The sequence below is a fragment of the Streptomyces sp. NPDC127038 genome, from assembly GCF_042725875.1.
Lineage (GTDB): Bacteria > Actinomycetota > Actinomycetes > Streptomycetales > Streptomycetaceae > Streptomyces.
The window spans coordinates 23,614-29,909 of record NZ_JBHXDQ010000094.1; the positions used below are offsets into that span (position 1 = coordinate 23,614).

At 74.0% G+C, this 6,296-nt stretch carries 5 protein-coding genes; 4 read left to right on the plus strand and 1 reads right to left on the minus strand.

Annotation, left to right across the window (positions count from 1 at the left end):
• Positions 1-6: 6 nt before the first annotated feature.
• Positions 7-420 (minus strand): organic hydroperoxide resistance protein, encoded by a 414-nt coding sequence (locus tag ACFWI4_RS38215; protein ID WP_359023634.1) that lies wholly within the window; start codon positions 418-420, stop codon positions 7-9.
• A gap of 133 nt (positions 421-553) precedes the next feature.
• Here ACFWI4_RS38215 and ACFWI4_RS38220 point away from each other — a divergent pair, with 133 nt between their 5' ends.
• From ACFWI4_RS38220 to ACFWI4_RS38235, 4 genes are all read left to right on the plus strand, one after another.
• The gene (locus tag ACFWI4_RS38220; RefSeq protein ID WP_387205914.1) at positions 554-1,066 is read left to right on the plus strand and encodes a MarR family winged helix-turn-helix transcriptional regulator; all 513 of its coding nucleotides are present in this window, start codon (positions 554-556) and stop codon (positions 1,064-1,066) included.
• 1,707 nt (positions 1,067-2,773) lie between these two features.
• Positions 2,774-4,042 carry a glycosyltransferase 87 family protein gene (locus ACFWI4_RS38225; protein WP_387205916.1) on the plus strand — a complete coding sequence of 423 codons (1,269 nt, stop codon included), beginning with the start codon at positions 2,774-2,776 and terminating at the stop codon, positions 4,040-4,042.
• Positions 4,043-4,097: 55 nt separating this feature from the next.
• Positions 4,098-5,693, plus strand: coding sequence for a glycosyltransferase family 2 protein (locus tag ACFWI4_RS38230; protein WP_387205922.1), 1,596 nt, complete (start codon positions 4,098-4,100; stop codon positions 5,691-5,693).
• Positions 5,694-5,775: 82 nt separating this feature from the next.
• A partial coding sequence (locus tag ACFWI4_RS38235; protein WP_387205918.1) for an NAD-dependent epimerase/dehydratase family protein occupies positions 5,776-6,296 on the plus strand: 521 nt, incomplete at its 3' end.

A 6,296-nucleotide genomic window follows, 5' to 3' on the forward strand; every position in this document is an offset into this window, starting at 1 on the left:
TGCCGGTTACTCGATGACGAGCTCGACCGGGATGTTCCCGCGGGTGGCGTTGGAGTAGGGGCAGACCTGGTGGGCCTGCTCGACCAGCTTGCGGCCGGTCGCCTCGTCCACGGTGTCGGGCAGCTCGACGCGGAGCGTGACGGCCAGGCCGAAGCCCTCGCCCTGCTTGCCGATGCTCACCTCGCCGGTCACGGCGGCCTCGGTGACGTCGACCTTCGCGGCGCGGCCGACCAGGCCGAGGGCGCTCGCGAAACAGGCCGCGTACCCGGCGGCGAACAGCTGCTCGGGGTTCGTGCCCTGGCCGCTGCCGCCCATCTGCGCCGGAATGCCCAGCTGGAGGTCGAGCGTGCCGTCGGAGCTGACGGCACGGCCCTCGCGGCCGTGGGTGGCGGTGGCGACAGCGGTGTAGAGCGCGTCCATGGGGACCATCCCTCTCAAGTCGGATCAAGCCGGAGTCCTCGCGGGGTCGCCTTCCGGCGGCCTCACGAACAGAATTAGAGCACGCAATTCAGTTGTGCACAACTGAATTGCTCGCCAGGTCTATCCTGGGGGCATGAGCGCAACACCCGCCCCGGGCGCCGGGGCCCCCGCCGCAGGGGACTTCCTCCGCCTCGACGAGCAGATCTGCTTCTCGCTGAACGCCGCCTCGCGCGCCTTCGGCGGCGTCTACCGCGTCCTGCTGAAGGACCTCGGGCTCACCTATCCGCAGTACCTGGTGATGCTGGTGCTGTGGGAGCACGGCGAACTGCCCGTGAAGAAGGTCGGCGAGCATCTGCGGCTCGACTCGGGAACGCTGTCGCCGCTGCTGAAACGGCTGGAGGCGGCGGGTCTGGTGCGGCGGGAGCGCAGCGCGCGCGACGAGCGCTCCGTGCAGGTGGCCCTCACCGAGGAGGGGTCCGCGCTGCGGGGGCGGGCGGAGGACGTGCCGCGCCGGATCGCGGCGGCTACCGGGGCGGACCTGGAGGAGATCCGGGAGCTCCGGGCCCGGCTCGACCGGCTGACGGCGGCCCTGGACGAGGCCGCGCCGGCGGAAGCGGCCCGGTCCGGGGCAACGGGATGTGCGTAGGCCGGCGCAGATAGAGGCGCAGCGTCACTCCGCGGCTGACGACCTGCTCGGCGGGCACGAACCGCCCGCCGAGCACGGCGAGCTTGAGCCGCTCGCCCGCCTCGGCGGGACGCCAGGTCCGGCGCGTCGCGAACGGGGCGGCGACCACCCAGACCCGGTCGAGCCGGTCGAGTCTGCGGCGCAGTTCGGCGGGTCCCGCCTCCCGGCCGTACAGCGTTCCCGAGGCGGGCGCCGGAACGGCGAGGGCGATGTCACGGATCCCGCGGAAGCCCCGCGGGTAGGCCAGGGCCGCGCGCCGGGCGAGGGAGGGCAGGAACAGCACCGGGTCGCCGGGGCGCAGTTCGGCGCCGGCGAGGGCGGAGACGGCGGCCAGGTTGTCGGGCCGCCGGTCGGGACTGCGGTCCTCGCGCAGCAGCGGGAGCTGGACGGCGAGGACGAGGGCCACGGCGAGGACGCCGGTGGTGACCGCGTGGGGCAGCAGCCGCGGCAGTCTCGCCGCGAGGTGGTCGGCCCCGGCGGCGGCGAGCAGCGGGGCCCCGGCGAGGGCGTACAGGACGTAGCGCTCGTCGTAGAGCGGCCGCCAGTGCGAGACCGTGAGCAGTACCGCCGGGGGGACGCTCACCAGGGGCAGGGCGACGGCCGGGAGCGAGAGCGTGCCGCGCGGGGTCCGTTCGGGCCTGAACGCGAGGGCGACGAGGACCAGATAGGGGACGGTCACGAGCCGGGCCGGTCCGGTGAACAGCCCGAGCAGGCGTTCGGCGCTGGCCGGATCGGTGCGGGCCAGCCAGGCGACCTGCGCGGACTGGCCGTGGGAGACGTGGACCAGGGGTGCGAGCGCCAGGGCGACGGCCGCCGCGGCGAGGGCCCAGGCCCGCCACACCCGGGCCGGGACCCGGGCGAGCGCGAGCGTGACGGCGTGGGCGAGGAGCAGGAGCAGGGCCATCTCGTGCAGCAGACAGGTGACGGCGGCCGTGACCGCGTACGCGCACCAGGGTCCGGGACGGGCGGACCCGGCCGCCCGCACCAGCAGCAGGGTCGCGCCGGCGGCCCCGGCCGCGACGAGCGCGTAGGAGCGGCCCTCCTGGGCGAAGTGGCCGGTCATGGGGGTGACGGCGTACAGCAGGCCCGCCCACAGGCCGACGCGCGGACGGCTCAGGCGCACCCCGAGCGCGGCCACCAGTCCGGCGGTCGCGGCGGCGCCGCAGACGGAGGGCAGGCGCAGGGCGGTCTCGCCGGGGTACGGGGCGAGGACGAGGTGCATGAGCAGGTAGTACAGGCCGTGCACGGCGTCCACGGTGTGCAGCAGGTGCCAGATCTGCGGCACGGACCGCCGCGCGACCTGGAAGGTCACCGCCTCGTCGCGCCACATGCCGCCGCGGTCGAGCCCCCACAGGCCGATCGCGAGCATGGCCAGGACGGGCACCAGCACGGACAGGACGACGGCCGCCGTCCCCGGGCACCGGGCCGCCGGGCGTCCCGCCGTCCGGCGCGCCTCCTGCGGACGCCGCGTCACCGGACGCCCCGCCGACGGCGGCCGGACCGCCGGCAGCCGGACCGCCGGGCGCCCGGCCGATGGCCGCCGAGCGGTCGGCAGCCTCATCCACGCATGCAGCATGGGGCATATTTTTTGCTATTAAACAACCTTTGACCGGTATCGACGCGTATTGCACGTGATGCCCCATCCATGCGGCTTACGATCCGGGCTTGATGAGCGCCTTCCGGAACCACCGCGTGCCCGCCCTCGCCGCCGCCTGGCTCGTCAGCCGTGCCCTGATGCTGTGGCTCCTGGCCCATGACCGACTGGCCCCGCTGGGCGGGGGCGGGGTGTCCCGCGAGGTGCGCCGGCTGTACTTCCACTGGTACGGCGTCCTGTCGCAGGGCGCGTTCCCCGCGGGCGACCGGCTGTGGCAGTACCCGCCGGGCGCCGGCCCGGTGCTGCTGGCACCCGGGCTGCTGCCGGGGCTCACGTACTTCACCGCGTTCGTGGTCTGCACCCTCGTTGCGGACGCGGTGATCGCCGCGGTCCTCACCCGCGCGGGGCTGCGGCCCGGCCGCAGTACGCGCGGCCCCTGGCTGTGGGTCCTGAGCCTGCCGCTGCTGCTGAACGTCCCGCTCGCCCGGTACGACGTGCAGGTCACCGCCTTCGCCGTCGTGTCCCTGCTGACGCTCTCCCGCCGCCCGCGCGCGGCCGGGGCCTTCGCCGCGGCGGGCGCCCTGGTGAAGGTCTGGCCCGCGCTGGCGCTGATCGGCACCCCGCCCGGCCGCACCGCCCGGCAGGTGTGGACCTCGGCGGCGCTCACCGCGGCCGCGCTGCTCGCCGTCCTCGCGGCCGCCTTCAGCCACCCGTTCGACTTCCTGCGCCAGCAGAGCGGCCGGGGCGTCCAGATCGAGTCGCTCGGCGGCACGGTCCTGGGCTTCGCGCGTCACGCCGGCTGGCCGGGGACGGCCCGCTACCAGTACGGCGCGATGGAGTTCGTCGGCCCGTACACCGGCGTGGTCGCGGCCTGCTCGCTCGCCCTGACGGCCGCCGCGTTCGCGCTCGTGCTGCTGTGGCGGGTGCGGGCACGCCGCTGGACGAGCGCCACCCCGTACGACGCGGCCCTCACGGCCGTCCTGCTGTTCACCGTGACGAGCCGGGTGATCAGCCCCCAGTACATGATCTGGCTCCTCGGCCTGGCCGCCGTCTGCCTGACCTCGCGGCAGACCACCCAGCGCCCCGTCGCCCTGCTGATCCTGGCGGCGACGGCCGTCAGCTCCGTGGCGTACCCCGGGATGTACGGCGAAGTGGTGCGCAGCACCTGGACGGGCTGTCTGCTGATGCTCGTACGCAACGGCCTGCTGGCGACGGCGGCGGGAGTGTCTTTCGTACGACTGTGGCGGTCGGGGCTGTCCACGGCCACCCCGCGCCATCAGGTCCCGGCCGGCCGGGAGCACGGCACACACCGGATTCCCTCCGGGCTCCGAACAAGACAGTGACTGCCTCTTAACGGAGAATTACCCGCAATACTTACGATTCCGGCTCGTGGATCACATGAAACCTCACCAGGCGCAGGTCGGCGTCGTCGTCATCGGGTACGACGACGCCGCCCATGTCGCGGACGCCGTGCGCTCGGCGCTCGCGCAGGGTCCGGCCGTGCGCGAGGTCATCGCTGTGGACGACTGCTCGACGGACGGCAGCGGCGCCCTCCTCGACTCCCTCGCCGAGGCGGAGCCGCGCCTGACGGTGATCCACCGGCAGGTCAACAGCGGCGGCTGCGGCAGCCCGCGCAACGACGGCATCGACGCGGTCTCGGCCCCGTACGTGATGTTCCTGGACAGCGACGACGTCCTGCCGCCCGGCGCGGTGGACGCGCTGCTCCGCTCCGCCGAGGAGCACCGGACCGAGGTGGCGGCCGGACTGTGCGTGCGGCGCGAGCTGCCCTCGGGCCGCGAGGTGCCCTGGGAGCGCGCGCTCTACGCGCGGCCCACCCTCATATCCCGGCCCTCGCGCCGCCCACGCCTCACCCACGACACGCTCTGCGTCAACAAGCTGTACCGCACCGACTTCCTGCGCGAGCACGGCATCCGTTTCCCCGACGGCCGCTACCCCTACGAGGACTTCGTGTTCACCGCGCGGGTGCTGGCCGCCGCGCCGCGCATCGTCCTGATCCCCGAGACGGTGTACATCTGGCACGTGCGGCGCGGCGCCGACCGCCTGTCGATCTCGCTCGACCGCGCGGACATGGCCAACTGGCAGGCGCGGACGGAGGCGAACCGGGCCGCGTACGAGATCCTGCTGAACGCGGGCGAGAAGCAGCTCGCGCGGGCCGTGCACGCCAAGTTCCTCGACCACGAGCTGCGGATGTACACCCGCGAGCTGGAACTGCGCACCCCCGAGTACCGGACCGCCTGGTGGGAACACACCCGGGCGTACCTGTCGACGTTCGACGCGGCCGACTTCACCGTCAATCCCGCCGCCCCCGGCCGGCTCCTCGCCCGGGTGATCCTCGCCTGTCCCACCCCGCGCGACCTGCCCCGCCTCAAGGAACTCGCCGCCCGCCCGGCCCGGCTGCTCCCGCCCTACCCGCGCGACGGCGAGGGCGTCCCCGTATGGTCCGCCGACCTCCCCGAGGTGACCCTGGAGCACCTCCAGGGGCGGGCCGGCCATCTGCTGCCCATGGCCGTCGACGCGGAACTGCGCCCCCGCGTGCGGGGCACCCGGCTGCGGCTGCGCCTGCACGAGCTGTACGGGCGCATGGCCGAGGCCGGTCCCGGCTCGGTGGACGTGGAGTTCGTCCACCGGGAGGAGGGGCGGGTGGGCCTGACCGGCACGGCGGTCCTGGTGGCCGACCGCTACGGCGACTCCTGGTCGGCGGAGACACCGGTGGACCTGTCGGCGCTGGGCGCGGGCGTCTGGGATCTGCGCATGACCGTGCGTTTTCGCGACGGCACGAGCCGGGAGGTGTCGGCGCACGCCCTCGACGGACCCGGACTGCTGGGCCGCCACGCGATCCCGGACGTCCGCCACGGCGTGCTCCTCGTCCAGCCGTACCGGACGCACGCGGGGTCCCTGGGCCTGCGGACGGCGTCCGGTTGGCGAGGAATGACCGAAGTGGTGTCGCGGCGGCTCAAGCGCCTGCTTCACTGATACGGGCTCGCCCCTCCCCTCCCGCTCGCTCGCTCACTTCACTCAGTTCACTCAGTTCACTCACGAGGAAGAACGGCCGCACATGACCTGGCTGATCACCGGCGGCGCCGGTTACATCGGAGCGCACGTCGTCCGCGCACTGCGCGAGGCGGGCGAACAGGCCGTGGTGTACGACGACCTGTCCACCGGGCGGGCGGAGCGGGTGCCCGCGGACGTCCCGCTGGTGGTCGGCTCGACCCTGGACGGCGACCTGGTGGCCCGGACGCTCGCGGAGCACTCCGTCACCGGGGTCGTCCACCTGGCGGCGAAGAAGCAGGTCGGCGAGTCCGTGGAGCTGCCCCTGCACTACTACCGGGAGAACGTCGAGGGCCTGCGCGTCCTGCTGGACGCGGTGACCGCGGCGTCCGTGACCGCGTTCGTGTTCTCGTCCTCGGCCGCCGTCTACGGGATGCCGGACGTGGACCTGGTGACGGAGGAGACCCCGTGCGCGCCGATGAGCCCGTACGGCGAGACGAAGCTGGCCGGCGAGTGGCTGGTGCGCGCGACGGGCCGGGCGACGGGCCTGTCCACGGCGTGTCTGCGCTACTTCAACGTGGCCGGAGC

Bases quoted from the DNA above. Each gene is read 5' to 3' on its own strand.
- ACFWI4_RS38215 (WP_359023634.1), bottom strand. From the start codon at position 420: ATGGACGCGCTCTACACCGCTGTCGCCACCGCCACCCACGGCCGCGAG.
- ACFWI4_RS38220 (WP_387205914.1), top strand. From the start codon at position 554: ATGAGCGCAACACCCGCCCCGGGCGCCGGGGCCCCCGCCGCAGGGGAC.
- ACFWI4_RS38225 (WP_387205916.1), top strand. From the start codon at position 2,774: ATGAGCGCCTTCCGGAACCACCGCGTGCCCGCCCTCGCCGCCGCCTGG.
- ACFWI4_RS38230 (WP_387205922.1), top strand. From the start codon at position 4,098: ATGAAACCTCACCAGGCGCAGGTCGGCGTCGTCGTCATCGGGTACGAC.